This window comes from Deltaproteobacteria bacterium HGW-Deltaproteobacteria-6 (assembly GCA_002840435.1).
Classification (GTDB): domain Bacteria; phylum Desulfobacterota; class Syntrophia; order Syntrophales; family Smithellaceae; genus UBA8904.
This window is the reverse complement of sequence record PHAT01000004.1, coordinates 296,452-323,247: the sequence shown is the minus strand read 5'-3', so window position 1 is coordinate 323,247 and position 26,796 is coordinate 296,452. Positions and strand designations below refer to the sequence as shown.

General features: G+C 51.0%; 21 protein-coding genes. 11 read left to right on the top strand and 10 right to left on the bottom strand.

The window, feature by feature from the left end:
• Positions 1 to 9: 9 nt before the first annotated feature.
• The 3 genes from CVU71_09815 to CVU71_09805 all read right to left on the bottom strand — a co-directional run bounded on the left by CVU71_09815 (position 10) and on the right by CVU71_09805 (position 3,214).
• Positions 10 to 444: a hypothetical protein gene (locus tag CVU71_09815; protein PKN19066.1), complete on the bottom strand. Its 435-nt coding sequence runs from the start codon at positions 442 to 444 to the stop codon at positions 10 to 12.
• A 465-nt stretch (positions 445 to 909) separates the two neighbouring features.
• On the bottom strand, positions 910 to 2,295 hold the full coding sequence (locus tag CVU71_09810) for a hypothetical protein (protein ID PKN19065.1): 1,386 nt from the start codon (positions 2,293 to 2,295) through the stop codon (positions 910 to 912).
• Positions 2,296 to 2,305: 10 nt separating this feature from the next.
• Entirely contained in the window at positions 2,306 to 3,214 is a 909-nt protein-coding gene (locus tag CVU71_09805) for an ATPase (GenBank protein PKN19064.1), read from the bottom strand.
• Positions 3,215 to 3,435: 221 nt separating this feature from the next.
• Here CVU71_09805 and CVU71_09800 point away from each other — a divergent pair, with 221 nt between their 5' ends.
• Together CVU71_09800 and CVU71_09795 are read left to right on the top strand one after the other, a co-directional pair.
• The gene (locus CVU71_09800) at positions 3,436 to 4,689 is read left to right on the top strand and encodes a Na+-translocating decarboxylase subunit beta (GenBank protein ID PKN19063.1); all 1,254 of its coding nucleotides are present in this window, start codon (positions 3,436 to 3,438) and stop codon (positions 4,687 to 4,689) included.
• A 241-nt stretch (positions 4,690 to 4,930) separates the two neighbouring features.
• On the top strand, positions 4,931 to 9,169 hold the full coding sequence (locus CVU71_09795) for a hypothetical protein (GenBank protein ID PKN19062.1): 4,239 nt from the start codon (positions 4,931 to 4,933) through the stop codon (positions 9,167 to 9,169).
• A 4-nt stretch (positions 9,170 to 9,173) separates the two neighbouring features.
• Here CVU71_09795 and CVU71_09790 read toward each other — a convergent pair whose 3' ends face one another.
• The 5 genes from CVU71_09790 to CVU71_09770 form a co-directional block, all read right to left on the bottom strand.
• Positions 9,174 to 10,163, bottom strand: a complete 990-nt coding sequence (locus tag CVU71_09790) for a hypothetical protein (GenBank protein ID PKN19061.1) — start codon at positions 10,161 to 10,163, stop codon at positions 9,174 to 9,176.
• A gap of 188 nt (positions 10,164 to 10,351) precedes the next feature.
• Positions 10,352 to 11,623, bottom strand: coding sequence for a glyceraldehyde-3-phosphate dehydrogenase (locus CVU71_09785; protein PKN19060.1), 1,272 nt, complete (start codon positions 11,621 to 11,623; stop codon positions 10,352 to 10,354).
• 373 nt (positions 11,624 to 11,996) lie between these two features.
• Positions 11,997 to 12,323, bottom strand: a complete 327-nt coding sequence (locus tag CVU71_09780; GenBank protein ID PKN19059.1) for a ferridoxin — start codon at positions 12,321 to 12,323, stop codon at positions 11,997 to 11,999.
• An 8-nt stretch (positions 12,324 to 12,331) separates the two neighbouring features.
• Positions 12,332 to 13,378 (bottom strand): acetyl-CoA synthase subunit gamma, encoded by a 1,047-nt coding sequence (locus tag CVU71_09775; protein PKN19167.1) that lies wholly within the window; start codon positions 13,376 to 13,378, stop codon positions 12,332 to 12,334.
• A 180-nt stretch (positions 13,379 to 13,558) separates the two neighbouring features.
• Positions 13,559 to 14,026 carry a hypothetical protein gene (locus CVU71_09770; GenBank protein ID PKN19058.1) on the bottom strand — a complete coding sequence of 156 codons (468 nt, stop codon included), beginning with the start codon at positions 14,024 to 14,026 and terminating at the stop codon, positions 13,559 to 13,561.
• Positions 14,027 to 14,192: 166 nt separating this feature from the next.
• Between CVU71_09770 and CVU71_09765 the strand changes: the two genes are divergently transcribed.
• The gene (locus CVU71_09765; GenBank protein ID PKN19057.1) at positions 14,193 to 14,642 is read left to right on the top strand and encodes a hypothetical protein; all 450 of its coding nucleotides are present in this window, start codon (positions 14,193 to 14,195) and stop codon (positions 14,640 to 14,642) included.
• Between the two features lie 33 nt (positions 14,643 to 14,675).
• On the opposite strand, the gene CVU71_09760 is transcribed toward CVU71_09765, so the two are convergent.
• Positions 14,676 to 17,219 (bottom strand): hypothetical protein, encoded by a 2,544-nt coding sequence (locus CVU71_09760; protein PKN19056.1) that lies wholly within the window; start codon positions 17,217 to 17,219, stop codon positions 14,676 to 14,678.
• A 300-nt stretch (positions 17,220 to 17,519) separates the two neighbouring features.
• Here CVU71_09760 and CVU71_09755 point away from each other — a divergent pair, with 300 nt between their 5' ends.
• From CVU71_09755 to CVU71_09725, 7 genes are all read left to right on the top strand, one after another.
• Positions 17,520 to 18,980: a hypothetical protein gene (locus tag CVU71_09755; protein PKN19055.1), complete on the top strand. Its 1,461-nt coding sequence runs from the start codon at positions 17,520 to 17,522 to the stop codon at positions 18,978 to 18,980.
• Between the two features lie 15 nt (positions 18,981 to 18,995).
• Positions 18,996 to 19,664, top strand: a complete 669-nt coding sequence (locus CVU71_09750; protein ID PKN19054.1) for a DNA-binding response regulator — start codon at positions 18,996 to 18,998, stop codon at positions 19,662 to 19,664.
• Positions 19,665 to 19,902: 238 nt separating this feature from the next.
• Complete coding sequence (locus tag CVU71_09745; GenBank protein PKN19053.1) at positions 19,903 to 21,210, top strand: citrate transporter; 1,308 nt, start codon at positions 19,903 to 19,905, stop codon at positions 21,208 to 21,210.
• A 96-nt stretch (positions 21,211 to 21,306) separates the two neighbouring features.
• Positions 21,307 to 22,353, top strand: coding sequence for a hypothetical protein (locus tag CVU71_09740; GenBank protein ID PKN19052.1), 1,047 nt, complete (start codon positions 21,307 to 21,309; stop codon positions 22,351 to 22,353).
• The gene (locus CVU71_09735; GenBank protein PKN19051.1) at positions 22,346 to 23,170 is read left to right on the top strand and encodes a glutaconate CoA-transferase; all 825 of its coding nucleotides are present in this window, start codon (positions 22,346 to 22,348) and stop codon (positions 23,168 to 23,170) included. Before CVU71_09740 ends, CVU71_09735 begins: the two co-directional genes overlap by 8 nt.
• Before the next feature lie 264 nt (positions 23,171 to 23,434).
• Complete coding sequence (locus CVU71_09730; GenBank protein PKN19050.1) at positions 23,435 to 23,941, top strand: histidine kinase; 507 nt, start codon at positions 23,435 to 23,437, stop codon at positions 23,939 to 23,941.
• A 217-nt stretch (positions 23,942 to 24,158) separates the two neighbouring features.
• Positions 24,159 to 25,739 (top strand): hypothetical protein, encoded by a 1,581-nt coding sequence (locus CVU71_09725; protein ID PKN19049.1) that lies wholly within the window; start codon positions 24,159 to 24,161, stop codon positions 25,737 to 25,739.
• Here CVU71_09725 and CVU71_09720 read toward each other — a convergent pair.
• The gene (locus tag CVU71_09720; protein ID PKN19048.1) at positions 25,736 to 25,924 is read right to left on the bottom strand and encodes a hypothetical protein; all 189 of its coding nucleotides are present in this window, start codon (positions 25,922 to 25,924) and stop codon (positions 25,736 to 25,738) included. The genes CVU71_09725 and CVU71_09720 overlap by 4 nt on opposite strands.
• A gap of 59 nt (positions 25,925 to 25,983) precedes the next feature.
• Here CVU71_09720 and CVU71_09715 point away from each other — a divergent pair, with 59 nt between their 5' ends.
• Entirely contained in the window at positions 25,984 to 26,766 is a 783-nt protein-coding gene (locus tag CVU71_09715; protein PKN19047.1) for an enoyl-CoA hydratase, read from the top strand.
• The last annotated feature ends 30 nt before the right edge of the window (positions 26,767 to 26,796 follow it).

Here is a 26,796-nt window from a genome sequence, read left to right as displayed (position 1 = left end):
GTTGTGTTTTTATTTTTGTTTTGCAAACTCTAACAATTTGGAGATTTTACTATGTGCAAGGTCTTTTTTCTCTTTTTCAATACCGCCTTCATAATCAAGCAGTGGAAAGTCTGCCTCTTTGTTATACCCCTCTGGATAGAGATATTCTTCCCATGCTTTGTTGAAGCCATGCCGTTTTCTTCTGGGAATCACTTGTTTGAAATCGTCTATAGCGTGCCTGTGCTTATTGAGAGCTTTAGTTAAAATATCATAGGTGGTTTCGTGAATAGAGCTATCGGGTTTGATGTCAGAAACCAGAAAAGCGAGTTCATCATCAAAGGAAGCGCGGAAAATGATGGAAGCATCATTGAAGATTTTAGCACGATGAATATGCAAAGGTATCCAAGTTGCCGGGATGAGTGCAATCAAAGCCACACAAATTGTAATGATTTGGAAATCGCTCAACTGTTCCTCCTCCTAGTTATATTTAACGTCAGTAACGATAATCATTAGCTATTGGTTGTTTCATTCTCACACAACATTTAATATACTTGGCAAGTTTTTTCCGATTTTTCGTTATCTTTATACTCTCTTTAAAAAGGAATCGAAAGTAAAAATATGTTTAAAATCAGAGGAAATGAAATTTAGGCGCCGGGCATTTCACGGTAATAAAGACCAAAAGCCTGCCGGGTAATTTATGGCTCTGGATGCCGGCTTTCGAGAGTATATCGCAATTCATTTTCATGTCATAACCTTTCAGGTCACGCGTTTCGAAGCAAAGCGAGAAATCTTGTTTTTAATAAATTCAAAACATTAAGATTCCTCATCCCGACACATCGGGATTCGGAATGACAATTGTTACCATTGCCACACAAATTGTAATGGGAGGTGTAAGGGGTAAGTAGTTTTATTTTACTCTCACCCAAAACCTTACAGAACCAGCTCCTCAATAAAGGCGATGAGCTGGTTGACGTTCCGGCAGGAACGGACTTCGTGGCAGTGATGCGTGTAGGCCCTGATCTCACTGTCTCCCGTGCCCCAGAGGTTTTCCGGTTCGGGATTGAGCCAGATCACCCGGCGGCAGCGGTCCCGCATTTCTCCCAGAATGGCGTCTTCCGCGTTCATGTAATTGGAACGGGCGTCGCCGACGATGATGAGGGTTGTCTTTTTGGTCAGAAGATCCATGTAGTCTCTTTTGAAGTGGCGCAGCGTTTCGCCATAGTCCGTCGGCGCTTCATAATGAACGTCAGCCTCTTCCATGACGATGCGGATGGCCTCGGAGATGTCGTGCTCTTCAAAGATGGGCGTCACATCCGTCAACTGGTCGATAAAAACAAAACTGTTCACTTTGTCAAAACAGTCCTGAAGGGAAAAAAGGAGATTGAGCATGAAGCGCGCCGCCGCCCAGACGGAGCCGGAAACGTCGCACAGCGTAACAATCCGGCTTTTGCGCAGGCTTTTCCGGCGGTATTTGATGTCAATGGGAACGCCGTTATATTTGGCCGACGCCCGGAGTGTTTTTTTAACATCCAGGTTTCCCCTGTCCCGCACGGCAAAGCGGCGGCTGACCACGTTCTTCAACTTACGCACCAGCTTGTCAACGGCCTCCCGCATCTCTTCCACTTCCTCATGGGTAAAAGACGAAAAGGATTTTTCTCCCAGATCCTTCATCCGCTGCTCATAGGTTTTGACTTTGCGGGTGCTTTGATCGCCGGGGCGCGGTTCATACATTAAGATGGATCGCGCTGCATCCAGCCGTTCGTCGAAATGAGCCTGAAGATTCTGGAGGGTTTGCGGACTGACTTTAAAATAGTTTTCAGCAATGAGCTCGGAGGCCGCTTTTGAGGCGGCGGTAATTTGCATCAATACATTAAAGCGGCTGGCCAGCGGCCCGAAGTTAAACCGGGTTGGCGACGGCTGATCTTCCTGCTCCGTCTGAATCCGGCGCATTTCCGCCAGAAGCTGCAGGGGATTGCCGGCCATAAAGTCCAGCACGGCATCGTAAACCGGATTATCATGGGGCTTTTGCTTCAGCAGCTCCGCCGCTTTCCTGATCTGGTCGGTCCATTTGGCGGCTTGATCCATGTCGCCCATGTCCACGCGCATTTCATGAAAGAAGAGATGGTAGAGGCGGTTAAAATGCTGCAAATCTCTCAGGCTCTTGGCGTAATTGGCGCGGAGGAGCGACTGGAATTGCATCTCGTCGGTCGGGTCGATCAACTGCAGCTGCTTGAGGCTGTCGAGAACCTCCGACGTGGAGATGCGCAGTCCCGCTGCCCGGCAGCAGGATACAAATTGCTGAATCAGTTTGACCATAGATCACCTGTCAAGTGACAACCCGATTCATGTTCTTACGCACTTTTTCCAGATCGATCTGATATTTGCAAATGACGTTGAGTGTTTCGGAGACGACTTCCGGCGTCAGTTCGGAAATCTGCAGCGCCAGAAGCGATTGCGCCCAGTCGAGTGTTTCTGAAATGCTGGGGCTTTTTTTCAGATCAAGTGTGCGGATTTTGCGGATGGCATCCACCAGAACGGCGCAGAGTTTTTCCTCGATCTCCGGAATTTTCAGGCGGACAATGGCGATCTCCGTGTCGCGCGCCGGATAATCAATATAGAGATGAACGCAGCGGCGTTTGAGCGCGTCGCTCATATCCCGGTAGTTGTTGGAGGTGAGCAGGACAAAAGGAATCTTGATGGCCTTGCGTGTTCCTAACTCGGGGATGGAAACCTGAAAATCGGAAAGCAGTTCCAGAAGGAAAGCTTCAAATTCCGGATCGGATTTATCCACCTCGTCAAGGAGCAGTACGACGGGTTTTTCCGAGCTGATGGCCTGCAAAAGCGGACGCGGCTGGATGAAACGGTCGGAAAAGAAGGCGTCTTCCTGGGCGGCAATCTGGTCCACCGCCTGAGCCAGTGTTGCCGTGGAGCCGATGATGTCGTTGATTCTATCTTTTACCATCTGGGTGTAGAGCAGCTGCTTGGCATATTCCCACTCATAAAGGGCCTTGGCTTCGTCCAGGCCTTCGTAGCATTGGAGACGGATCAATTCGCGATCCAGGCTGCGGGCGACTGCTTTGGCCAGTTCCGTCTTGCCGACGCCTGCCGGTCCTTCAATCAAAACGGGTTTCTGCGTTGCCTGGGCCAGAAAAACAACGGTGGCTATTTCTCTGGACGGGATGTAGCCCGCCTGTTCCAGCCTCTCCTGAACATTATTCACACTTTTATATTCCATAAAAACACAAACCTTTCTTCAGAATGCATATAACAATCACCCCCTCCGGTCAAGCCCGGGGACATAGACGGCCGGCGTTCCGCTGTATTCACCGGCCGGTTTGCCGGCCATTCGCGTTAAAGAACGTTTGACTTCATAAAAAACAACATGTTACTAATAGAAAAATATTTGAAGACCCGTTTGATGACATTGATACGCCGAATGTTACAAGGAGATCAAAGATGACATGGGATGCTGTCATTAATATTTTTCAGGGTGTCACCACCCTGGCGGACTCGTTTGCCCATAACCCGAAAATGGCTGTTGCCAGAATCGCTCTGATTCTGCTGGGGCTTTTTCTGGTTTATATGGGCAAAAAAGGATTTCTGGAGGCGCTGCTCATGATCCCCATGGGACTGGGCATGGCCACGGTCAATGCGGCGATCATGTATTTTGATCCTCTGAATCTGCATGGCGGAATGGGGACGCTTTTTGTGGAAGCGCAGGCGGGAGCTACGGCCGACGCCGTAAAAAACGCCGCCGATCTGATGACGGTCTTACAGATTGACTGGCTCCAGCCCATCTACACATACACCTTCAGCAACGGCTTGATTGCCTGCCTTGTTTTTATGGGGATCGGAGCTTTGCTGGACGTGGGTTATGTGATGGCCCGGCCTTTTCAGAGCATGTTCATTGCCGTCTGCGCGGAGCTGGGAACCATTGTTACACTGCCCATCGCCCAGATGTTCGGCTACACGCCGCAGCAGGCGGCCGCCATTGCGATTGTCGGCGGCGCGGACGGTCCGATGGTTCTATTCACCTCCCTGCATCTGGCGCCCGAACTCTTTGTGCCCATCGCCATCATTGCTTATCTTTATCTAGGGTTTGCCTACGGGGGGTATCCTTACATGGTCAAGATGCTGGTGCCCAAAAAGCTGATGGCCATCAAACCCGCGCCGCCCAAAAAGGTCAGACACATTACATCCGGCCAGAAAATGCTTTTTGCCGTTGTCGCGTGCGTCTTTCTGTCTTTCCTGCTTCCGGTGGCCGCTCCGTTATTTTTCTGCCTGTTTTTCGGCGTGGTCGTCCGGGAATCCGGCATCAAAGAATATATTAATCTTTTGCAGGGGCCGATCCTTTATTTATCCACGATGTTTCTGGGGCTGCTGCTGGGTGTTCTTTGCGACGCCAACACGATTATGGATCCGAAAGTTCTGCCTTTGCTGCTATTGGGAATATTATCGCTGATCATCTCCGGCATCGGCGGTATTATTGCCGGTTATATTCTGTATTTTGCAACGGGCGGCAAATACAATCCCGCCATCGGTATTGCCGGTGTCAGTTGCGTGCCGACCACGGCCAAAGTGGCCCAGAAACTGGTTTCCAAGGCCAACAAGACGGCTATTGTTCTGCCGGAAGCGCTGGGAGCGAATATCAGCGGTGTAATTACCACGGCGATTATTGCCGGCATTTACTGCAGCCTGCTTGCGAAATAAGAAGGAGAATGTGTGATGGGTGGATGGACAGCAGCATTGTTTACTTATCTGTTGACGATTATTATCGCCTTTTTCTGCGCCGGCATGATCCATTTGATGGTTGTGCTCCTGGACCGGCATTCCGGAAAGAAAAAATAGTTTTTTCCCCGGCGTCCTTCCGGTCTTTGCCGGACTTTAGAAATTACGGCCTTGAAATGCGGTCTGAATTCTGTTTAATCTATCCGATAAAGGGTTATGCCATATGACAACGGAACCAAAGCCCGTCGAGCAGAAGAATCGATGGGTTTCATCAGCACTGAAAGTCAATCTGGAAAGAACGGCGGTGGACGTCCAGATTCCCGGCCAATACGCGCCGCTTTTGCAGATTGTCGGGGAACACTACGGTCTGCAGAAAAAAACGCGCGAGCTTTTGACGGAACTCAATCATCCTTATGTCAACTGGGACTATGTTCTCAGGGAGCTCAAGTCCATCTCCATCGGTGATTTTCATATTTATAACAATCATCCGGAGGGACTGGCCGCTTTATCCATCCTCCTGACGATTTATTTTGATGTTCTGAAATCCGCCGCGTCCGAAGACGTGAAAGACAGCGCCATTCATTACCTGTTTGATTATGCGGATGCGATTATCATGCAGAGCAATGAATTTCTGGAAAGAAATCTGTCGCTGTTCCCGGGGTTGATCGCCTCTTTTATGAATATCGCCGGCGAAGAATCGGCGCTGTTCAAAAAAAGCTCATCTTATCTGAAGAGAATTATCCGGGTGGTCCAGGAAAAGAAGGTGAATATTTCCTCTCCGGCCTTCGACGCCCTGCTCTACAAGATGTTCCGGGCGACGTTCGTCTTCTGGCTTGGCCAGCCCGATCCCGCCTTGTGGCTTATCGCTGAACGCCGGGCCGACGCGCCGCTGGACGAGAATACGTATCTGGAATTAATCCGGCCGCTCAGTCATCACCGTTTCCGCGAACTGATCATGGAACTGGAAGGGCTTCGCCCCGTGGAAGGCGAAAAGCCGGGCGCACGGATGGGGGACTTTCTTGCCCTGCCGGATTATTTTCAGATCATTGACGGCTATCTGCATGTGGCAGACGCCCTGGAAAAATCCGAAGCCTACCAGGGGCGTCACCTGGTTAAACTGGATTTTCTTTTCGGCGTCATGTCCGCTCCGGGCCTGAAGGATATTCATGTCAGCGCCATGCGGGAAATCAATTATTCGCTGAAGCTGGTTTTCCAGGAGGAAAAAAAGGAAAATCTGGATGATTTTGTGCGCAGGATTTTCGGCTTTCTGAAAAAAAACACGTCGCGAAACGAATTCCGCGGCGCGAGCATTGACTGTATTGTGACGGCGGCCAGGGAGGTTTTCGCGCAAAACGCGCACCCGCTGGTGGAAACGTTCATCGACGAACTGATTGCCTACGGATTTGAATATCCGGAAATTCAGGGCTCGACTGCGGACTGGCAGGTGCAGGTCAATCCCGAGCATATTCGAACCATCCGCGCCTGGCTGGAAATTATCGCCATGAAGCCGCGCTGGACGAAAAAACTAATTTCCGCCCTGATCATTAATTTAAAAATGGGCGGGATTTTTATTCGCGATACCGATCTGATCCACCGTGAAATTTCAAAGCTGCTGAACACGGATATCGCGCCGGCTTACAACCTGATTAAGCAGCTTTTGCGTCTCTTTCCCGTGTATTTCAGTGAGATCGGGGCGGAAGGCGAACTTCGGGACATTACCACCCGGGTGGATGAACTGTCGTTTCGCAACGACCGGCTGGTGGATTTTTTCCGCAAGCAATCCCATGTGGAGAGCAACAGTCTGCTGGTCGAGTTTACCGAAGATATTTTCCACTACTGGTTTTCCGGCGATAAACAATATCTCCGCAAACATATTCCGGAGGAAGCGTTTGATCAGGTGACGAATTCCGGGAAGTACTTCGACGGGATGCATCAGGCGTTTGTCCATCTGCTGGCGAAGGTGAACAAGGACCCGCGCAGGTTTCTGGAATGGGAAAAGGCAAGAATTGCCAGGGAGATTCAGCAAATCAGGGATATTTCCGAAGTGGATCAGGAACGGGTGTCGCTGATGATTCGTATTTATCAGCTGATCCATAAAAAATATTATCCCCAGTATTTTGATTTGCTCAAAGACCTGGAGTCCGTCAATGCTTTTGCCGGTCAGGACCTCCTGTCGTTGAAACGGGCGCTGGCCTCGAAAAACTATTACCGGAGCCTGACGATTATCCTGAAATTTCTATCCGTGCTGAAGGCCAGAATTCTTTCCGGAAAGAAAACCCAGTCGTTTGAAAATATCTATCATAAGCGGCATATTGCTGCGGGTATTCCATCCATGTACGGAACTTATCATGAGGAGAAATTCGACGCCTTGGGGCTCACGCTGCGCTTGGAAGCCCTGGGCGGTATGCTGTTTGAAGAACTGATCAAATCGCTGAATCTGAAATTCATCACCAAGCGCACCATTATCAAAATTCATACTTATCTGTGGCACTACCTTGCCGCGCTGGAACTGGAAGGCGTTTCCACCGAAGGACTGGTGGCCAAAGTAAAGTATATTACGAGCGCGCTGCCCATTAAACAATTTTCCGTGGATCAATACATCGATATCTTTAGGTTTATCTCCAAGAGCATTCAGGATGTCATCCGTGATTATTATATCGATGCCCACAGCGTCAATTTACCGGTCATCGTCCGCCAGATCAAGCCGCTGTCCGATCAGCCGGACCTGGCGGGTGAGCCGCGCAGGCCCGATGAACTGGTCTATCAGCAATCGGAGAATTTCATCCGGGGTATGATCTCCTCCGCCTTCGGACTGCAGGTGCTGGATAATTTTGTTCACGCGGTGATCAAAACGCTCAACGCGGAACTGGAAAAATTCAAGGACAACAAAAGAATTCTCAATCTGCTGATGGATTATAATCCGGAGCTGGCCGTTTCTTCCATCTACGGCAAAAACACGAGCCTCGACAACCAGATCCTTCTGGGGAACAAAGGTTATTTTCTTAAAAAGATGGTCTCTTTCGGTTTTCCGGTGCCGCCGGGCTTTATCATTACCACGGAAGTGTTCCGGGGCTATGACGCCGTCTATGGTTACAAATATATTTTCAGCGACCTGGCGGCGCGCGTCAACAAGGAAATCAGGGCGCTGGAAAAGAGGACCGGCCGCAAATTCGGAGACCGCAATAATCCCCTGCTTTTATCGGTTCGCAGCGGCGCTACGGTTTCTCTGCCCGGGATGATGCGCTCCTTTTTAAATGTGGGCATCAACGGATCGATTGCGGAAAGCCTGGGCGCTAAAAAAGATTTTCAATGGGCGGCCTGGGATTCCTACCGCCGTTTCCTGCAGACCTGGGGCATGTTCCAGGGCCTGAGCCGCGATTTCTTCGATGCGATCATGGACGGCTTCAAGCAAAAGCACGGCGTGGAAAGAAAAATTCAATTTTCACCCGAGCTGATGAAAACCATCGCGCTGGCTTATAAAAAGGGCATTCTGGACAGCGGCATTCCCCTGGCGGATGATCCGATGCGGCAGCTGCGCCACGCTATTTTGCATGTTTTTGATTCCTGGTATTCGGAGCAGGCCAAAATTTATCGTCATCAGATGCATCTGTCCGATGAATGGGGAACGGCCGTTATCGTCCAGGCGATGGTTTTCGGTAATTTCCATGAACGGTCCGGTTCGGGCGTGATTTTTACGCGCGACCCCAAAAGTGTTTCATCCGATGTCACGCTTTACGGCGATTTTATCTTCGGCGTTCAGGGCGATGATATTGTTTCCGGCCTGGTGGAAACCTTTCCCATTTCGGAAAAACAGCGGATCGCCGAGCATCGCAATACGGGAATTTCCCTGGAAGCCACGTTTCCCGCCATTTATGCCGAGCTGGTCAAAATAGCCGAAATCATGATTTACGAGAAAGGCCTGAATCACCAGGAAATTGAATTTACCTTTGAAGGTCCCGAGAAAGATCAGCTGTTTTTGCTGCAGACGCGCGATATGGATCAAACCAAGACAAAAAGTCTGCGGCGTTTTAAAGACACGCCCTCATTGCAGGCGTCCATGCTGGGCACGGGGATCGGCGTGAGCGGCGGCGCGCTTTGCGGCCGGGCTGTGTATTCCGAAGATGACATTAAACATTTCCGCAGGACGGAACCCAAAACATCTCTGATTCTTGTGCGTCCCGATACGGTTCCCGACGATGTCGGCGTGCTTTTGCAGGTGGAGGGACTCCTTACGGCCAAAGGTGGAGCGACCTCTCATGCCGCAGTGACCATTCCGCAGCTGGGCAAAGTCGGGGTGGTGGGCTTGAGTAAGCTGAAAGTTTATGAAGCAGGCGGTTATGCCGCTCTGGAAGGCCACACCATCAAGACGGGAGATTTTATCTGCATTGACGGCTGGAGCGGCACGCTCTATCTGGGAAAGCATGAACGAGAGACGGATAAGTATTATTCGATCACCCTCTAAGCTGTCAGGGTTCGAAAAAACAAAAATGATTTTTTCTGCGCTTTTTCTTTGCCTTGTACATGGCGAGATCAGCATGATGGATCAACAGATCTGAATTGTCGCCATGCTCCGGAAAAAGCGCAATGCCGACGCTGAATTTGACCTTGATATTTACGGGCGGCGAACCGATGGATAACGGTTCTTTAAATTTTTCAAAAAGAAGCTGAACCACGGTTTCAATATGGCTTCTTTGCGAGATATCCGTCAAGAGGATTAAAAATTCATCGCCGCCGATCCGGGCGATGGTGTCGTTTTCCCGCCGGACAAAATCTTTGAGCCTGGCGGCAATTTCAACAAGCAGCTGATCTCCGGTTTTATGCCCATAGGCATCGTTGACGTCTTTGAAGTCGTCCAGGTCAACAAACAGCAGGGCCAGAGGGCTGCTTCTTCTTTTGGCCGAGACGATGGCCTGCTCCAGACGATCCATCATGAGTTTCCTGTTCGGCAATCCGGTCAAAGGATCGTTATAGGCCAGTTGCATGACCCGTCCTTCCGTCAGATCGACAAAATTGCCCAGGATGGCCTGTTTTTCATTCATGTTAACGAGAGCAACCGAACCCAGAATCCACTTGATTGTTTCCTGCTTCGTCATCACGCGAAACATGAAGAAAGATTCCGTCTGGTCGGTCAGCATGGCCTGGAAGCTTTTTTGCACGTGATCGCGGTCTTCTTCAAAGACAATCTTCAGGGGATCCATCTTTCTTAATTCCCGCGGCGAGAAACCGAATATTTCACAGAAGGCTTTATTGGTGAAGATCAGCCTGTTTTGCTGGATGATGCATATGCCGAAAGGCGACAGGTTCAGCATCAGCTCGATGAACTTATTGAGCTCATGAACCTGCTTGGTGGTTGACCCGAATTGGATTCGCAGGTGCTTATTTTCAGTGACCGCTTTTTTTAACTGTTCCTGAAGGTTTGCCTGAGCGGTTTTAAGTTGTTCCAGTTCCGAAGACACGGTCAATCACCTTTCCGGCGCTTAAATTCCGGGTTAATGGCCCTAACTGATTTACTTTCCTGTAGCATATACCAATTTACGCGAATATAAAAGCAGCTGTTGATCCCGGTGATCCGCTTCCAAATAGACAGCCCCCGTTCTCCAGGAAAAAAGAAAACGAGGGCTGTCCGTCTTAATCACCTTGCCGCTTACTGGATATTCTTGTGGATATAAACGGTCAAATCACCCAGCCGGTTAGTATAGCTGCCGTATTCGTTGTCATACCAGCCGAAAATTTTGGCATGGACTACCGGAACTTTCAGCATTTTCTCACCAATGCTTTCCACGAGCCCCGCCGGCAGATTCGGAATGTGAGACAGATCAACGGGAATGAAAGCCGTGCGGGTGTGATTGAACTGGCCTTCAATGATCACCGCCGCGTCTTCGCCGATCAGATCGGTCGAAACATTCTGCTGCATCGTGAACCGGACCAGCGGGTTGTTCTGGGCGGTTTTCTGATAAATATCATTGAGCTTCTTCGTATCGATATTGGCCGCGGCCCCCGTTTTGCTGTCGCGCGCCTGGAACGTCGCGTTCAGGATGATGAGCGAAAGGGTGTTGGTCGGCACCCGGATGGAATCGCCCATGAAACCGATGTTCTTGACTTCCGGAATAACTTCGATCAGAGCCTTTGCGGCGCCGGTCGAGGTAAGAATAATATTGTTCAGGATGCTGCGCGTCTTGCGGATATCCTTTTCACCCGCTTTGGGCAGTTTGTCCAGAACGCTCTGGGTATTGGTGACGGCATGGATCGTGGACATGGACGCCGTCAGAATGGTGCTGGTTTCCTCATTATCCAGAAGCGGTTTGACCATATGGGCAAGTCCGGTCGTCGTGCAGGACGCAGCGGAGACCAGAATGTGCTTTTTGCGGTCGAAGGCCGTGTGGTTAATGCCGTAAATCAGTGTGGTGGTGTCGTCCGGCGTCGATGCGGCCTTGTTTTTGATCTTGAACGGTGCGGAATGGACAACCACTTTGGCGCCGCCGTTTAAGTGACCGCGGATCGAGCCTTTTTTATCATCAACGGGAACGGTCGGATCTTTGAAATTGCCGCTGCAATCCACAACAATATCCGCGCCATATTGACGCCAGGGAATATTGAGGGGGTTTCGCTGCTCGCGGAGAATCGTTACCGGTATACCGTCAATGATCATCTTGCCGTTTTTCTCATCCGTAATCTGTATACAAGGCTGCGCCTTGTAGCCGTAGAGAAAACGATGGAGCAACCCGTAGGTGGCATCCGCTTCAATCAGGCGGGCAATGGTTTCCATACCCATGCCGATGTCGCGGCCCTGATTAACGACGATTTCTTTAAAATACTTTCTGCCGACGTGATGCCACAGAGTCAGTTTGCCGATTCGTCCCAGACTGTTAATGCCGAGTACCGGCAGCCTGCTGTCCTGTGTGCTACTTTTTACCATAATATATTTCCTCCTTTACCCCCATTTTGGCGGGAATGATTTTTTTTGTGAAATTTGAGATGATAAGGCGCATAGATCCCCAATGATAGCTACGGAAGGTGATTCTGTGTAAATGTTGCCCAAGTCCGATATCCATAATTCATTGAGGTCATTTGAGAAGACCGGGATATCCTTACCGGAAAGCCCGGTCAAAGTCAAGAGCTCAAAAGATAAAGTAAATAATATTAAGTAGATGGGTTGATTTTACCCATGTTTAAGCGCCTGGGGATCATCCGGATGGTTTCAACCGGAATCCACCCGTCATTTGCCGCCGTGTCACTTCACCCGGCATCCGCCGGGCCGGTGCGGCACGCAAGATGCGCTTCACGCGTACTCAGGGGCAACAACCATAGTTTCTTCCGGGGTCCGCTTCCTTGGTCTGAGGTCCGCAGCAGCATTCGCCGCCGTTTAGCCCCAGCATGCCGTTGATGACGGCTGCCGCGCAACCGACGCCGGATTGAACACTGATGGCCCCTGTCTTGCAGTTCCGGCTGCAGGCGCCGCACTCCATGCAGGCGTCGCGATCAGCAATTGCCGCTTTTTTCCCAATTATTTTAAACACATTATGCGGGCAGACGGTGAGGCACATGCCGCAGCCGGTGCATTTTTGCGTATTCATTTCCAGGGTTACGACGTCTTTTAAGTATGTCATCCGTTCCATATTTTCTCCTATGCGATGACCAGCGATGTGATCCACACGGCCAGCCCGAGAACTCCCGCCGTGATTTCCAGCGGTAAAGCAAACCGCATTTCTTTTTTAACACCGGACAGCGATGTGTAAGTCGAGCAGCCTGTAAAATTCATGGCCAGATAAGCGGCGACGGCGGGGATAATCAGCAGCCACGACAAGGCGGCGAGCCCGCCCGCCGGCGACTGTAAATCGGCGCCGGACAGAAAAATCAGCCCGGAGGCGATGACCAATCCGATGAACAATCCCTTAACGGAGAAGGCGCGTCCCGGCAGCCAGGGCAAAAGCAGGGGGTTGATTACCGCTCCGCCCATAACAGCCAGGAAGAGCGCCGCCACGGCAAACAATCCGATGTGGACGAGGTTCATCAGAAAGTTGTCTGGCCCCAAGAGCCCTGCCAGGGCTAATAGACCAAGCGACAGCATCAAAAAGGGCCTGAACGCTGACAGAAGCTCAATGGGAATCAGGACAGCGCGTTCTTTCAGGGGAAAGGTTATTTCTCTCATCCGGTTTGTCTTTTGCATCCCGCCGTCCAGATAAGCGGGCAAATCGACGGCGCGCACCGGTCCGTAATTAACTTTGAAGCCGGATAGCTGTTTGACCTGATGCGCCGCAACTCCCGGAGCGCCAAGTTGCGGAAGGATGATTATTCGGTGTCCGACAACTTTGGCAAGGCCGCTTAATTCTATTCTCCGGACGAGTTCCTCCGTGCCGAACGTGCCTTTGCCCGCCGCACACCAGACGTTGATGCCTTTGGTGTCCAGAACCAGAATCCAGGCGTTTCGGTCGGGGATGGCCTGCCTCAGATAATCAAAGCTCATTTTGTAATTGGCGGTAACCAGAACGGGCGATTTCGAATCAGGTTGGCCCAACGCGTAAAGCCCGGGATCAATCGCATAGTCCATTCTGCCCACGCCCCAGCGGGCTTTGATCGTCCCCCAGCGATCCCGGCTTGTTAATACGGATCCTACCTTCGGGATAGCGCCGGCGGGTGTGGCAATCGATCCGGTTACAAAGGCCTGATCCATTCCGGGAGGTGTGCTCACCGTGTCCGTGGAGGTATCAGCCCCGCAGCCGCAGCCTGGTTTCTGTTCCGAAATGATCGGGAAAATTAATTTGTCTTTCGGGCCACCATATTGTTTTTTTTCTTCCATATTCCATCCTCGCTATATTTATACCAAGTTGCTATCAAATATTAGAATGTTGATTTACTTGGTATTACAACAACCGCAGGCGCCTGCTGCGTTCTTTATCGCGTCGATAAAAATTTGCACAGTCTGTAAGACCTCATCTTTCCTGCCGACCGGGAGATTCCCCGCTACTTTATTGAAAAAATCATCAAGACAGGTGTGCACATTACGGTGAACGATGCTGCCTTCCTTCGTCAGGGTAAGCACAAAGGCCCTGGAATCAAGGCTTGATTTCTCTCTCGTTAAAAGTCCTTTTTGAATCAGAGGATTCACCAGTCTTGTTGTTGTGCTTTTTTCCACGAACAGGATTCTGTGCAAGTCGGAAATATTCAGCGCCCTGTTTTTTACCACGGCGTCCAGAATGACAAACTGATGAAAGGTAACGCCCTCGCAAAAAGCGGTATCCTGCCTGCAGCAGCGCGCCGCCTGAGAAAGTCCGATGAACATGTCTATGAACCCGTCATGATTCAGTGAAGTCTTTTTCATATTGGTTGTATAATACAACTATAATCGGGTTTGTCAAGCACAAAGACGGCGCAGGGGTGATGGACGATAGCCGACAGGCCAATAATCATTTGAATCTTATAGTAAAAATGTTATTCTAACCGCGCATGATCAACGTAAAAATGGAAACCTGATGGAAGGATGAATCATGAAAACACATTCGGAAATAGCTGAAGCAAAATTTATGGAAGGTTATAATTGTTCACAGTCCGTTTTATTTTCTTTCTGCGACGGGTTGGGGCTGGATGCGGATTCCGCCTTAAAGCTTTCGTGCGGTTTCGGGGGCGGGATGGGGCGTCAGGGTGAGATCTGCGGCGCCGTATCGGGCGGGATCATGGCGCTTGGCTTAAAATTCGGCAGGGGAAAGAATGACAGCCGCGCCGAAACGGATTTGACGTATTCAAAAATCCGTGAATTCATGAACCGGTTTTCCGGTAGACACGGTTCCTGCCTTTGCCGGGAATTATTAAGCGGCTGCGATCTGGCCACGCCTGCGGGACAGGAATTTTATAAAGACAACGAATATTTTAATTTAATTTGCCGTCCCTGTGTGCGCGATGCCGCCGCGATGGTTGAAAGCATCATGGCCTCACGATAATCATGGTTATCCAATGATTCAGACAGATGAACACTACGGGATGTGTTTTTCGTTTCCGGCAACGGCCTTCATTCGGGCTTTTTCCTGATACATGCGGCGGTCGGCTTTGGCGATCAACGCTTCTATGTCGTCACCGGCGCGGGCGGTGGAAAACCCCGCGGCAAGACTGATCGGCCGGGCCGCGTTCAGGTTGAATTGCGCCACGTTGTTCTTCAGGCGCGTCAGCGCCTGAGCGCAGGTTTCTTCGTCAACCAGCGGGAGCATGATAATAAATTCATCACCGCCGATTCTGGCGATCATATCTTCCGGCCGGAAAGCCTGCTTGAGCAGATTGGCTGTGTTTTTGATGCAGAGATCACCTGCGGCGTGCCCGTCTTCGTCGTTGACAACTTTCAGGTTGTTCAGATCCATGACGATAAAACTGACGGGACGAAGGCGGCTGGACTTGATGCGGCTGATTTCGGCATCCGAGTAAAAGCGGTTGTAAAGGCCGGTCAGGGCATCGTGAATGCTGATGTGTTTGAGGTTTTCTTCAGCTTTCTTTTGAGCGGTCATGTCGTTGACGTGCATGATGACGTTGTCCGGCGGCGCAAAAGCATATTTGATGGTTACATATTTTTTTTCATCCGCATGACCGTCCCTGAACCAGAAACTCTTTTCGATATGCGTCTGCAAAGAAAAACATTGGTGCATATCAGCGGCAATATGCGGCGCATTCGGGTAACATTCCTCCACCGTTTTGCCGACGGCTTCGAGAATTTTACCGCCGGTATATTGCAGCGCCGCGTCGTTGTATTCCATCAGGATTAAATTATTTTTGTATCCTTTCCAGACAACCGTGGGGACGGGGATATTGTTGAAGAGCACCCGGATTCTTTCCTCGCTGTGACGCAGCGCTTCTTCCGCCTGTTTGCTTTCGGTGATATCTCTGGCTACGGCCCGGAAGCCGGTTTTGCCGCCTGCCGCGTCCTTCATCAATCCAATGCTCAATTGATGGGTGCGAATGCTGCCGTCCCCCCTGATAATTTCGTAATCGCCCAGCTTACTGGCCAGTCCCGTTTGATAAACCTGCCGGTAGGCTTCCGTTATCCTTTTTCTTGTTTCGGGCGTCGTGAACTGCCGGTAATGGATATTCAGGAGTTGTTCTCTTGTATAGCCCATCATGGCGCAGGCCGCGTCATTGGCAAATGTGATGCGGCCTCTTATGCCGCTCTCGAAATATCCCTCCGTCATATTTTCCAGGATGGAACGGTATTTTTCCTCGCTCGCGCGCAGTTCCTCTTCCGCCCGCTTGCGTTCGGTTACATCCCGGGAAACAACTCTGAAGCCTACGGGATGCCCGTCCGTATCCCGCATCAGTCCGACATTCAGCTGATGAATGCGCGTGGTTTTGTCTCTCAGAACAATTTCGTAGTCAAACAGGGTGCAGGGAATGCCGGTTTCAAAAGTGTGCTGAAAAACTTCTTTTACTTTTTTTGATGTTGCCGGTCTTGTGAATGCGCGGTAATCCAGTTTCAGTAATTCGTCAGGCGTATAGCCCATTGTATCGCTGGCTGCTTTGTTGGCAAAAATGAATGTTCCGGACAGGTCGCATTCGAAATAGGCGTCCTGCATATTTTCAATAATGGTCCGGTATTTTTCCTCGCTGTGGCGCAGGGCTTCCTCCGCCTCGCGGCGTTCGGTAATATCGTGGATGATGGAGTACAGAAGCTTTCTGCCGCCGATTTCCACGGGGCTGGTGAATACTTCAACAGGGCGCAAAGCGCCGCAGGCGAGGCGGTGCGTAAAGTAAAAATGGCTGCGCTGCTCCGATTTGGCCATGAGCATCTTTTGGCGGACATCGTCCTCGTTTAATGTATTGATGTCCGTAATTTTCTTCTGCAGAAATTCTTTTTTTGAATATCCATAGTAGGAGCAGGCGGTCAGGTTGACATCAACAAACCGGCCGGTGTCCGGATCGATGAGAAACATGATGGCCTTCGTGTGCTCAAATAAGCTGCGGTAGTGCGCTTCACTCTGCCGGAGAATATCCTGCGTTTCTTTTCTGGCCGTGATGTCCCTGCCCACTCCCCGAAAACCGGCAATGCCTTTCCGGCCGGTCAGGATGGGGGAAATCATCATTTCCATGGTGATGACGGAGCCGTCCTTACGGCGCACGTCCGATTCAAAGAGTTTGGCGGGAACGCCCGTATGGTAGACCTCTTTAAAAATATTCAAGACTTTATCCGCTTCTGTTTTCGTCGCGTATCTCTGCCGGTGTCTGAGATTCATGTATTCTTCGCGGGAATATCCCAGCATCTGATGGGCGGCTTCATTACAGAAGGTGCATTTCCCGTTCGGATTAATTTCAACGCAGGCATCTTGAATGTTATCCAGGAAAATCTGGTGTCGATCCCGGCCGGATTTGATATTTTTTCTTTCGGTCCCGCCGCGGGTGACCGGGGCATCGGCGGCTGAAGATGCCGGTTGTGCATCCGTTCCGACGGGTTTGCTTAAAGCGATTATTTCGGTTCCCCGGGAACGGCCGGAGACTCTGGTATCCGTGTTCCTGCTCTTTGTTTTCATCAATAAACTCATCTGGCTGATTTGATTTTATTTTTAGCATAAGAAGAGTGCTGGGGCAAGTCAAGATAATATTGTATCTTTGATCCAGGATTGCCCTGACAGGTCATGCTGCCATTCTGATGCCTCATCCCGGGGAAACGAAATGTCCGGCGGATTGCACTTCCGGGTATTGCGTTTTGACAATAATATCGTCTCGTTTGCTCTAGGGGTCATCCCCTTTAGCCGGACGGGACGTACGCCTGACCTGCACAAAAATGCCTTGAGTTATAATTTACTACCCTATAATATAAATAAGCCGCTACCTGACGGATCATGATGGATAATAAGAAAATGAAATCAAATCAGCCGCAACAAAACGTTCACAAGGTTCCCCAGAAATGGATCAGACACATTTTTGAGAAGTCTCCCGTCCTTGTTTACGTAACCAATTATGACGGTATTTTTCTGGACATTAATTCAGCAGGCGTTGCCATGCTGGGCGGTGAATCGCGGGAGGAGTTCATCGGTAAGATTTCCATTCGCTCCTTCTATGCCGATCCGGACGACAGAAAGCGCTTTCAGGACCTTATCGCCGATCAGGGATTCATTCAGGACTTTGAAACGCAGTTTCGCCGGATCGATAAAAAGATCTTCGATGTCCGGGTCACCGGTTTTGTCCGTCAAACAGCCGTGGGAAAGATTATCGGTTATGAAGGGTTTATCGTTGACATTACAGACAGGAAGCTGGCCGAGCGGGCGCTCAAAGAATCGGAGGAGAAGTACCGCACGGTTGTCGAGAATTCCCTTTCAGCCATTCTCGTCCATCAGGACGGCCGTTTTCTGTTTGCCAATCAACGCTGTGCCGATTTGGCCGGCTACGACAGGCCTGACGATCTCCTGGGAAAATATTTTTGGGAATTCGTTCACCCGGAAGACCGGGCCATCGTTAAAGAGCGCGGCCTGATGCGTGAAAAAGGGCAGCTGACGCCTGAACATTATTCGTTTCGAATTTTAGAAAAAGACGGGAAAACAATCCATTGGGTCGAGCTACGGGCGACGCATGCCATGTATATGGGAAAGCCGTCGGTCGTCGCTAATTTTATCGATATCACGAAGAGCAAAAAGGCCGAAGAGGAAATACGCCAGTTGTCCCGGCGCCTGGTAAAGGTTCGGGAAGAGGAAAGAAAGATGTTTGCGGGCGATCTCCATGATGATGTGGGACAAATCCTTACGGCGATGCATTTTGACCTGGATTCTTTGCGGAAGATCGCTCCTTCCCATGACATCGCGCAAAAACAGCGTTATGAAAAACTGGTGCGGAATGTGGAAATGTTAGCCGATATCGTGCGCAAGACCACCTCTTACCTTCGTCCGGATATTCTGGACATGATGGTTCTGATCCCCGCCCTGACCAGACATATCGAGAAATTCCAAGCCAACCAGCCGGGCATTCACGTTGAGTTCAAGGCGCTTGGTCTCAAGAAGCGGTTGAATCCCGAAATCGAACTGGCTATTTACCGGATCGTTCAGGAAAGCCTGACGAACATTGCCAAACATGCGCGGGCAACCTCGGTCGATATCATGCTCACCTACTCCCATCCCCATGTTATTCTAGCCGTTCGGGACAACGGGGTGGGACAAAACGAGTCAGGCCGGGAAAGAAAAAAGCGCAGGGAAGGCGAGGGCATCGGACTCCTCACCATGAGGGAGCGGGCGGTATCCCTGGGCGGGTCTTTTGAAATATCTTCGCTGCCGGGCAAAGGAACGACCATCCGGGCGGAGATTCCGGTTTAACGGAAGGAAAACATCATGAAAAAGATTCGCGTGTTGGTAACCGACGACCACAGCATTGTGCGGGAAGGCCTGAAACAGTTTCTGAACAGCCAGCCGGATATGGAAGTGATCGGCGAGGCCGGGGACGGCGCGGAAGCGTTGGAAAAGATCAAAGGGCTTCATCCCGATGTTGTGCTCCTCGATATCACGATGCCGAATATCACGGGATTGGAAGTTGCCAATCTTGTTCGCGACACGGTGCCGAAGACGCGGATTGTCATATTTTCCATGCATGGGAAAGAAAGCTGTGTCAGAGAGCTTTTGTCCTCCGGTGTGCTGGGCTACGTCCTCAAGGCGTCTCCCAGTTCGGATATTCTCAAGGCGATCCGGATGGCCCACCGGGGGGAGTATTTCCTCAGTTCCAAGCTGAAAGCGGAAGTCATCCAGAAATATGTCAAAGGCCAAGGGAGCGCTCCGTCCATCAGCGGTTATGATCTGCTGACGGAGCGGGAACAGCAGGTTTTTCGTCTGGTTGCTCAGGGGCACTCCACGGGTAAGATCGCTGATCTTCTCTTTATCAGTCCAAAAACAGTTGAAAAACACCGCACCAGCCTTATGAAAAAACTCGATATCCACGACCGGTTTGAGCTTCTGAAATATGCCATCAAGGTCGGGGTCGTGGACCCGGAGCTTTGGAGCGACTAGCCTTTCTTTAATCCCGCTTAAGCGGGACGAGCCGTAAATTCGCCGCAGCCATATCTCGATTTATTCTGAACACCTTCCAATGACCGTTGATGACGGTAGGGTCTCCCCCCATATAAAAGTGGGGTCTGCCTCCCCCTGTATGGGGCTTCGCCCCAATTGTTACTTTCCCTGACATATCCTAAGTGCGGATCAGGCGAAAAAAGCGTTCGCCGAATTCAGCTAATGAGGAGGGTATGGAATGGATTGGAGTATTATCGGAATAATTATTTCATTGATCATGATCATTGTGATGGCTTTAAGGGGATGGCACATCATCGTGATTGCGCCGCTCGCGGCTATCGTCGTGGCTCTTTTTTCCAGCATGGACGTTTTGCCCACACTGACCGGGCCTTATATGAAGGGGTTCATCAGCTACGCCGGGAAATTTTATCTGCTCTTTCTGGCCGGTTCCATCTTCGGCAAATTTATGGAGGACAGCGGCGCCGCCAGAGCCATGGCCGAAGGTATCCTGAAACTCATCGGGCGCAACAATCCCATGGCGGCCATTATGGCGGCCGGTTTTATCGGCCTGGTTCTCACCTACGGCGGCGTGAGTCTCTTTGTCGTTGTCTTTGCGCTGATTCCCATCGCGAGGCCGATGTGGCGCGAATTGAATATGCCCTGGCATCTCTTTGCCATCTCTTTTGCCCTGGGAATCGGCTCCATCACGATGACCATGCTGCCCGGTTCGCCCCAGATTCTTAACATCATGCCCACAAAATACATGGCTTCGACCCCGATGGCTGCGCCTCTGATCGGCATCATCGCATCGGTCATCGTTTTTGTTTTCACCTACGTCTATGCGAAAATTCAAATCAAAAGATACCAGGCCCGTGGCGAGGGATATGTCGCGCCTGCGGGTATCGGCGTGGCGAGTGGTGAAGGCGCATCGGCGACGGCGGAGAATCTTCCCAATGTCTGGCTGAGCATCATTCCCATGGTGGTTGTTATTGTCATGCTGAATATATTCAAGCTGGATGCCGTCTGGGCTCTGACCGGCGGAACCGTTGTCTGTCTTGCTTTTTTCTGGAAGAAGTTCGCCAATATTCTGGATACGCTCAACAAAGGCGCCCTGAATACGGTGATCCCCATCGTCAATACCTGCGCTGATGTGGGTTACGGTATGGCTGTTGCCGCAACGGCCGGTTTCAAAGTGGTCACGGCGTGGCTGATGACGCTGCCGATGCATCCTATTGTGTCTTTGTCCATTGCCACCAATGTCATGGCCGCCATCACCGGTTCGGCATCCGGCGGTCTGGGCATTGTTCTGGAGACCCTGGCGAAACAGTACGTGGGTTTGGGACTTCCTCCCGAACTGATCCATCGGGTGGCGACCATGTCTGCGGGATGTTTTGACGCCATGCCGCATAACGGTGTGATTATCACCTTTCTCGCCGTAGCCGGACTGACGCACATGAATTCTTACAAGCATGTATTTTTTACGCACATTCTTGCAACGCTTGCGGCGCTGGTAGTCGTGATTCCCATCGGAATCGCCATTTACTAAAGGATGCCATCTGCCGGAGAATTAACTATCGCCCCGCAAAAAGCGGGATGAAACGATCATCATTAGAAGGAGACGTATTTATGCAGGGAGGTTTTTATGTCTGAAGAACGAAACAAAATCATGAGTGCTAAAGAAGCAATCGGCAAATATGTTTATGACGGTTGCAGTCTGATTCTGGGGAACTATACGGTTGCCGCTTCCATGGCGCTTGTTTACGAGGTTGCCCGCCAGCAGAAAAAGAAATTAACCGTGTATTCGCAATCCGGCGTTATCGATGTAGAAGTCCTGGTGGAAGCAGGCTGCGTGGAGCGCCTGGTAAGCACGTATGTTTATCGGGGCGGCGGCAGGTCCGGCGGGTCCGCCGTAGAGCGCGCCCTTAAGGCCCAGTCGCTGCAAATGGAGGACTACACAAATTTTCAATACAACGCAAGGCTGGTGGCGGGCATGCACGGCTTTACGTTTATTCCGGTTCTGGAAGGGGCCATTGATACCGATTTGTTCCGGAAACGCACCTTCATGGGTGAAGATAAATACCGGGTCATGGCGTGTCCCTATAGCGGCAAGGAAATTCTCACTGTTCCGGCGGCCAATCCCGATGTGTGCATCGTTCATGTGCAGCGCGCGGATAAATACGGGAATGCCCAGTATTGGGGAGCGCTCGGAAGCGTCGCCGCCGCGGCTCTCGCGAGCAAGAGAATTATTGTTTCGTGTGAAGAAATTGTCGAACACGACGTCATCGTGTCCAGCCCCCATCTGACGCTGATCCCCGCGTACCGGGTCGATGCGGTGGTGGAAATCCCCTGGGGCGCCAACCCGACGGAAGTCATCGGCTACTATAATCTGGATCGCTTCATGTTCAGCCTGTTTGCCATGTCCTGTGGAGAAGAAAAAGCCATGAAAGCCTGGATGGATGAATGGGTTTTCGGCTGCAAGGACCGTGAAGCTTATATCGATCACTATGCGCAAAAATTCGGCAGTGGAACCCTGGACGGCATCCGGGCGAAGGCGTTTTATTCCGCTCCGGCAAATTACGGGGCCGCGTTTACCTCCATTTGGGATAACGAAGGGCGGGAAAGAAACATGGGTGTGACGATAGAAGAATTTGAAAAGTTCCTGAAAGAGAAGGGGGCGCTTTATGAGTAAGGCATATACATTGGAAGAGCTGCTGATTATTACCGTCGCAAAGGAAATTCGTGATTATGAAAACGTGGTTTTGGGCGTCGGGCTTCCGACCACGGCCGGTGCTCTGGCCAAAGCCATTTATGCCCCCCATGCTACGCTGATCATGGAATCAGGCATCTTTGATTTTGAACCGCTGTTGCCCCTTAATCATATTGCCGACGCCAACGCCCTGCGCGGGTTTGCTTATGCCACGGATCTCTTTTCCGCCTTCACGATGACCTACCGCGGATTTGTGGATGTCTGTTTCCTCGGTGTGGCCCAGATCGACAAGTTCGGCAATCTCAATACCACGGTGATCGGCGATTATGACAAGCCGACCATGCGCCTGCCCGGCTCGGGCGGGGCGGCGGATTTTCTTTCCTACGCGAAAAGAACGGTCCTGACCATGTTGGGCGGCGAGTTCGTCAACAAGCTCGATTACGTCACCTCTCCCGGTTATCTGGAAGGCGGCGACAGCCGGGAAAAAACCGGACGCTACCCCAAGGGCAGCGGTCCGTCCATGCTCCTGACCACCAAGGGGGTTTTCCGGTTCGATCCCGTGAGCAAGGAGTTGTATCTTGCCCAGATTCATCCGCGCGTTCGCATTGAAGATGTGAAGAAAGATGTCCCCTGGGACCTGAAAATATCGCCCAATGTTTCAGAGACGGATCATCCGACGGAAGAGGAGATTGATTTTGTCAGGCGATTCGCCCCGGCCCAGGCGGCCGGACGAAAGCTGATGACCGAACTGGTCGTAACCAACATCATGAAGAAAATGGCGCAAAAGGCGAAGGCGTAAGCAGGGATCGCCGTCACCGAAATTCCTGGTAAAAACAGAAAGAACGTCTTCGCCCTCTTTCTTCCCCTTCTTTCTGCCAGGCGGAGGGTGAAGATGCTTTCTTTAGCCTGCCAATAAGGCAGAGGTGAATGCTCCGGTCTGCCGCAAACGAAGATGGCTGTTCAGCGGGATTCCGGGGAGATGAAGGTGAGGCTGAAAGACAAAATGGATGCCTTTCAGTTTAAAATAATGAAATAGAGGATTTCAAAGAAAAGGAGATTCAAAATGAAAACAACAACGAGGGGTACGGTGTTTTTTTTGATGGTCATGGCGCTGGTTTTCATGCTGCCCGCCGGCAATGCTTCAGCACAGGAGAAAAAGGCCACGCTGGCCCAGGCGAAGGAGTTCAACAAGAAACTGGTTGCTTACGCAGGCGAGGCCGGCTGTGAAAAATCTTTTGCGGAAATAAACAATGTTAAGAGTATCTGGAACACGACTTACGCCAACGCCTTCTCGGCGGCCGGAGACTGGAAAGGCACAACCCTGGCTCACGGCAGGGTGCCTGTCATGACCGGAACGAATACCATGGCTGTTAAAGACGCGGACGGCAAAACCTTCATCAAAGAGTGTATTGAGAAGTGCCAGAAGAGCGGATATGCGGAGGTCGGCTACCGGTGGTTCAATCCGAAACTGAAAAAAGCCGAAGCGCGCACCTTGATTGCCACGGTTGTGGACTGTGGTTCGAAATTCGGCAAGGTCGACATGATAACGTTTTATGAAGGAACCCAATAACATGGTTTGTCGTTTCCGGCCGGGCTGCAATGATGAGAATAAATTGCGGTTTGTCAACGCCTTGCGAAAGCAGGGAGCGCGGGGCTGGAATTAAATAGTATGACCTTTTCTTTCACCGGCAGGAAGCAATTTTCCCGTCCGAAGGCTGTTGAATCTTTTTTCCTGCCGGTGATTTCTCCTTTTTCATCACATTTATCCTGAATCATGAGGGGCCTGCATGAGCGATTATTTTAATAATTTAAAGCTGGCAAAGAAAATGCTGGTGGCGCCGGTTGTTGTTCTTTTTTTTCTAATTCTCCTGTCCATCGGCACTTATTTCAGCCTTGCCCTGCAAAGGGACGCGCTGGATGATATTTACAACAACAGATTTAAACAATATCAGAACAGCGCCAGGATCCAAAACGATGTGTCCAGTGTTCACGGGAACCTTTCCCGGATTCTCAACTGGATGAAAACCAATTACAGCGCGGAAGAGATTGCCCGGGAAATCAAACAACAGAAAGATCTTTTGACGGAAGATGTTGAGCTTATCAAGAAGCAGCTTGGATCCGGTTCGCTCACTCCGGAGGAGAAAAAATATTTTCAATCCGCTTCCGATCATCTGATCGAATATCAGAAAAGCGTTTTGGGCATTTTTAATGCGGCTGCCGTTAGTCCGGACATGGCCATTCAGATTATGACCGCGACCGATAACCTGTATAAGGACTTGAATAAGTTTCTTAAAGACCTGCTGATATTCGAAGATAAATCCAGCAAGAAAAAATATGACGCCGCAGTTGCGTCTTTTAATATAACCGTGATGATTTTTCTGGTGGTTGTAGCCATTGCGGTCGTTCTGTCTTTTGCCGTCAGTATTTTAGTAACCCGCATCGTTTTAAAACCGATCAATCGGACGATCCATGTTGTAAAACAATTAGCCGACGGTGATCTTACTCAGAAAATTGAATTGAAACAAAACGATGAAATTGGCGCTCTTGTTGAGTCCGTCAACACCATGCGCAGTAAAATGAATCATGCCGTGGGGCAGGCGATGCAAATATCCGGCGGGCTGTCGGATTCGGCCTCCCAGGAAGCCGCGGCCATTGAAGAAACCTCCGCGTCTCTGGATGAAATCGCCTCGATGACCCGCCAGAATGCGGCAAATACGGAAGCGGCCAACCAGCTGATGCTTTCCGCGCGCGACGCCATTAATAAGGCGAATGAATCCATGGGGGGACTGAAGCAGTCCATGATCGAAATCGCCAAGGCCAGCGAACAGACCCAGAAGATTGTCAAAAGCATTGACGAGATTGCGTTTCAGACCAATCTGCTGGCGCTCAATGCCTCCGTGGAAGCGGCGCGCGCCGGAGAAGCCGGAGCGGGCTTTGCCGTCGTGGCCGATGAAGTGCGGAATCTGGCCATGCGAGCCACGCAATCGGCAAAAGGATCCTCCGATCTGATCGGCGATATTGTCCGCAAAGTGAAAAATGGTGAAAATCTGGTCACGGCGACGAGCACAGCCTTCAGTCAGGTCACCGGCAGCGCCAATAAAGTAGTCGATCTGATGAGCGAGATCGCCGCCGCTTCGAAAGAACAATCCCAGGGTATTGATCAGGTCAACCGGGCTATTGCCGAAATGAATGTCACCACGCAGCAGACCGCCGGCAATGCGGAAAATCTCGCCTGTGTCATGACCATTTTCAAGACGGAGCAGAACGATGCGGGAAGAACATCCGGCTTTTCCATGAAAGCGGGCACGGTCGGTTCATCTTTTCAAAAACCGGCAGCCATGACCGTTATGGAGCAGACGGACTTTTAGCGGCAAACCCTGCGGGAAAACGTATTGTTGAAATAGTAAACCGCGTCATCAGAACAGGCGGGTGGTTTGGAAGCAAGAATAAGCAGCGTATCCTGCCCCTTAATCCGTTGTAAATAATCGTAATCAATAGAATTACCGAATACGCCGGAGAGATGTTGAAAACGACAGCAATATTGCGTTGACACGCGCGGGCCCTTTCCTTATACTCCCGGTCAGTAAAGTATCTGAAGGTAACGAAGCTTTTATGACTGTCGACGTTAAAATTGAAGATCACATCCTGTTCATTGAAATTAACCGGCCGGAAAAATACAATGCCATGACGCAGGCCATGTATCACGAGATCGGCCGGGCTTACTTCCGCCTGGATCAGGATGACGAGGCGCGCGTGGGACTGGTCCATGCGGCCGGTCCGCACTTTACATCCGGCCTGGATCTGACCGACTGGGGCGGTACATTTGACGCAGGCAAAGGGTTTCCTTTCATTGGGGATGACGAAATTGATCCGTTTTACGTCATGAGCAACAGGCGCTGCGCGAAGCCGATTGTCATGGCAACCCAGGGGTATTGCTACACCTGGGGATTTGAGATGATGCTCAGCACGGATATCCGGGTGGCGGCCGCCGATACCCGTTTTGCCATGTTGGAGGTCAAACGCGGGTTTTTTCCGGCAGCCGGCGCAACGCTCCGACTGCCCAAAGAGATCGGCTGGGCCAACGCCCAGCGTTACATGCTGACGGGAGATGAAATGAGCGCGGCGGAAGCTTATCGTCTGGGCCTGGTGCAGCAAGTGACAGAGCCGGGCCAACAACTGACGAAAGCGCTGGAGCTTGCCCGCAGCGTGGCGCGCGCCGCACCCCTGGGAGTTCGGGGAGCGCTGGCGTCATGCCGTAAAGCCGCTCTGGAGGGGGATGAAGCGGCCAAGGCGGTCATGTTTCAGGATGTGGCCCAGGTCATGAAAAGTGAAGATATGAGGGAGGGTCTGCAATCGTTTATCGAACGGCGCGCCGCGGTATTTAAGGGGAAATAACCGCAGGGGCACGGACGGCAAAGAGGGTGG

Coding starts and splice junctions, on each gene's coding strand:
- CVU71_09810 (PKN19065.1), bottom strand. CDS start 2,295: ATGGTCAAACTGATTCAGCAATTTGTATCCTGCTGCCGGGCAGCGGGA.
- CVU71_09805 (PKN19064.1), bottom strand. CDS start 3,214: ATGGAATATAAAAGTGTGAATAATGTTCAGGAGAGGCTGGAACAGGCG.
- CVU71_09800 (PKN19063.1), top strand. CDS start 3,436: ATGACATGGGATGCTGTCATTAATATTTTTCAGGGTGTCACCACCCTG.
- CVU71_09795 (PKN19062.1), top strand. CDS start 4,931: ATGACAACGGAACCAAAGCCCGTCGAGCAGAAGAATCGATGGGTTTCA.
- CVU71_09785 (PKN19060.1), bottom strand. CDS start 11,623: ATGGTAAAAAGTAGCACACAGGACAGCAGGCTGCCGGTACTCGGCATT.
- CVU71_09780 (PKN19059.1), bottom strand. CDS start 12,323: ATGGAACGGATGACATACTTAAAAGACGTCGTAACCCTGGAAATGAAT.
- CVU71_09775 (PKN19167.1), bottom strand. CDS start 13,378: ATGGATCAGGCCTTTGTAACCGGATCGATTGCCACACCCGCCGGCGCT.
- CVU71_09770 (PKN19058.1), bottom strand. CDS start 14,026: ATGAAAAAGACTTCACTGAATCATGACGGGTTCATAGACATGTTCATC.
- CVU71_09765 (PKN19057.1), top strand. CDS start 14,193: ATGAAAACACATTCGGAAATAGCTGAAGCAAAATTTATGGAAGGTTAT.
- CVU71_09760 (PKN19056.1), bottom strand. CDS start 17,219: ATGAGTTTATTGATGAAAACAAAGAGCAGGAACACGGATACCAGAGTC.
- CVU71_09755 (PKN19055.1), top strand. CDS start 17,520: ATGATGGATAATAAGAAAATGAAATCAAATCAGCCGCAACAAAACGTT.
- CVU71_09750 (PKN19054.1), top strand. CDS start 18,996: ATGAAAAAGATTCGCGTGTTGGTAACCGACGACCACAGCATTGTGCGG.
- CVU71_09745 (PKN19053.1), top strand. CDS start 19,903: ATGGATTGGAGTATTATCGGAATAATTATTTCATTGATCATGATCATT.
- CVU71_09740 (PKN19052.1), top strand. CDS start 21,307: ATGTCTGAAGAACGAAACAAAATCATGAGTGCTAAAGAAGCAATCGGC.
- CVU71_09735 (PKN19051.1), top strand. CDS start 22,346: ATGAGTAAGGCATATACATTGGAAGAGCTGCTGATTATTACCGTCGCA.
- CVU71_09730 (PKN19050.1), top strand. CDS start 23,435: ATGAAAACAACAACGAGGGGTACGGTGTTTTTTTTGATGGTCATGGCG.
- CVU71_09725 (PKN19049.1), top strand. CDS start 24,159: ATGAGCGATTATTTTAATAATTTAAAGCTGGCAAAGAAAATGCTGGTG.
- CVU71_09715 (PKN19047.1), top strand. CDS start 25,984: ATGACTGTCGACGTTAAAATTGAAGATCACATCCTGTTCATTGAAATT.